The organism is Fretibacterium fastidiosum (genome assembly GCF_000210715.1).
Classification (GTDB): domain Bacteria; phylum Synergistota; class Synergistia; order Synergistales; family Aminobacteriaceae; genus Fretibacterium; species Fretibacterium fastidiosum.
This window is the reverse complement of the sequence record NC_021038.1, coordinates 442,701-445,443: the sequence shown is the minus strand read 5'-3', so window position 1 is coordinate 445,443 and position 2,743 is coordinate 442,701. Positions and strand designations below refer to the sequence as shown.

The window sequence follows — 2,743 nt, the reverse complement described above, 5'->3', positions numbered from 1 at the left end:
GGCGCTCTTCTGCTCGTTCCAGCGGTATGGCCAGTTTATCCATGGTCCAGTAACTTGAGCCCAATCCTGTTGTTACAAAGAGTACCTGCCAGGTATTCTTTTTACTGCGCTTTGAGAAAAGCCGCGAATAACGGCTTTTGGCATGGTAAAATCTGAGGGCTTCAGAAGGAGAAGACAATACGGTTGGCATTTCTCAGGCACCCCATCCGTGATTCCTAAAAGGTCGGCGCCTGAGGGCGGCTGTTTCGTCTGCGATATTTTTTCTTTATGATGGGACGATCTTATTGGGAAACGGCCTGTCGGGCCTGGAGGCGGGGAGATGCAAAATAAAGTTCTGGTTACGGGATTCGAGCCCTTTGGCGGCGAGCCGGTCAACCCTGCGGGCGAGGTTCTGAAGCTTCTCGATGGGAAGAGGCTGGAGGGATGTCAAATCGTTACTCAGGAAATCCCAACGGTGCGCTTCCTCTCGTTGGAGTCGCTTCGATCGGCCGTGACCCGTGAAGACCCGATTGTGGTCATCTCGCTGGGTCAGGCGGGAGGGCGCTCTGAGATCACGCCCGAACGTGTCGCCATCAACGTCGATGACTTTCGCATCCCGGATAACGGAGGGAATCAGCCGGTGGACGAACCCGTGATCGAGGGCGCTCCCGCGGCTTATTGGTCTACCCTGCCCATCAAAAGCATGGTGCGGGCAATGCGGGACGCCGGGGTTCCCGCTTCGGTCTCAAACAGCGCGGGGACCTTCGTGTGCAACCACCTTTTTTACGGTTTGATGCACTTCCTGGCAACGGAGGGAAACGCGCGCCGAGGGGGGTTCGTTCACATCCCCTATATGACGGAGCAGGCCAGGCGCCTGGGAGAAGGAAACGGCCTGCCCGTGGCGACGATGGCCCTGGGAATTGAGACCGCGATTCGAGCGGCGCTTACCGTCCGCGAGGACCTCCGGGAGACCGGGGGCCGGCTCCATTAGGGCTTGATATTTGAAGAACGGCTTGGATTTATGGAGCTTGCCATTCCCTGACCGTGGCGTCGAACTGGCGCTGAACGCAGCGATAGAGTCGGCCCGGGCGGGAGAGGCCGGGAAGGTGAAGACCATCACCCGGTTCAAGTATTAACCGTAAATTCCTCCCCCTCGGAGGCTGGTGTCTCTGCACCGACCTCCGGGGGGGGCTTTTTGTTGCCCTTTGACATGGATGCCCGGAGCTCGCCCGGCCCGATTCGCTGTCCCGCTACGTCGTGGGGGCCACGCAAAACCCCGCGGATTGACGCTCAGCCACAATCCACAAGACACAACGCCCACTCGGACGATAGCGCGCTGCCATTGTGCAAATCAAACGAACTTCCACGTTGTCAAAACTCAATGGACACATCGAAAAAGCGCACCCAGGCTGCCCTTGGTGCGTTTTGATCCAACGCTTCCAGGCTTTTTCATTCCTTGACGCACCTCGATTGCATAGTAAAATAGTTTTCATTAAAAAAATAAGCTTTATCGGTCACAGGCTCCGAAACAGAAATGCGGTTCCCCGAGCGGAGGCTGAGGTCATTTTATCGAACCTCAGGCACTTTGGTTTTGCGTTTCAAAATTCATCTTGAGGAGGGAAAATTGATGAAAGGTTTTGCAATGCTCAAGATCGGCAGCGTGGGGTGGATCGAAAAGGACCGTCCGAAGTGCGGCCCTATGGACGCGATCTGCCGCCCTCTGGCTCTTGCGCCGTGCACCTCGGACGTCCACACCGTTTGGGAGGGCGCCGTCGGAGAGCGTCACAACATGATCCTGGGGCATGAGGGCACCGGTGAGATCGTGGAGGTCGGAGAGCTGGTCAAGGACTTCAAGCCGGGAGACAAGGTCATCGTCCCCGCCATCACTCCGGACTGGAACTCTCTGGAGGCCCAGGGCGGCTACTCCATGCACTCGCACGGTATGCTCAACGGCTGGAAGTTCTCCAACGTCAAGGACGGTCTGTTCGGCGAGTTCTTCCACGTCAACGATCCGGACGGCAACCTGGCGCTCCTCCCGGAAAACATCGACCTCAAGGTGGCCCCCATGCTCTCGGATATGGTGCCCACGGGGTTTCATGGCGCAGAGCTCGCCGACGTTCAATATGGAGATGAGGTCCTGGTCATCGGGATCGGTCCGGTCGGCCTGATGGCCGTGGCGGGAGCGAACCTGCGCGGGGCCTCGCGCATCTATGCCGTTGGGACCCGTCCCGTGTGCATCGAGGCCGCCAAGTTCTACGGGGCCACGGACTTCATCGACTACAAGGGAGGGACGATCAGCGAACAGGCGCTCAGGCTGACCAAGGGCAGAGGCGTGGACAAGGTCATCATCGCAGGCGGGACCGTCGATACCTTCGCGGAAGCGGTCAAGTCGCTGAAGGCGGGCGGCAGGATCGGGAACGTGAACTACCTGGGATCGGGCGCGACGATCGACATCCCGCGCGTGGAGTGGGGCGTCGGCATGGGGCACAAGGCGATCAACGGCGGACTGATGCCGGGAGGCCGGCTTAGAATGGAGAAGCTGTCCCGCCTGGTATCGGTCGGCAAGCTGGACCTCTCCCCGTTGATCACCCACCCCTTCAAGGGCTTCGAGCACATCGAAGAAGCGCTCTATCTGATGAAGGAGAAGCCGAAGGACCTGATCAAGCCGGTCGTCCTGCTCTGACCGGACTCTCACGCCGCACCGGAAGGCTCTTTGCGCTTTTCCATGCGGGGCAGGACGGGTCGGCCATCTTTAATACCAATT

The 2,743-nt window shown here is 58.9% G+C and carries 3 protein-coding genes; 2 read left to right on the top strand and 1 reads right to left on the bottom strand.

Annotated elements, in window-relative coordinates; translation table 11 throughout:
- Positions 1–190, bottom strand: a 190-nt coding sequence (locus tag SY1_RS01940) for a hypothetical protein (RefSeq protein WP_208872578.1), incomplete at its 3' end; no start/stop codon positions are given.
- 129 nt (positions 191–319) lie between these two features.
- Between SY1_RS01940 and pcp the strand changes: the two genes are divergently transcribed.
- The gene (pcp, locus tag SY1_RS01935) at positions 320–970 is read left to right on the top strand and encodes a pyroglutamyl-peptidase I (protein WP_015556005.1); all 651 of its coding nucleotides are present in this window, start codon (positions 320–322) and stop codon (positions 968–970) included.
- A 636-nt stretch (positions 971–1,606) separates the two neighbouring features.
- A complete protein-coding gene (locus tag SY1_RS01930; protein ID WP_015556004.1) occupies positions 1,607–2,662 on the top strand; it encodes an NAD(P)-dependent alcohol dehydrogenase in 1,056 nt (351 codons plus the stop codon).
- Positions 2,663–2,743: the final 81 nt, after the last annotated feature.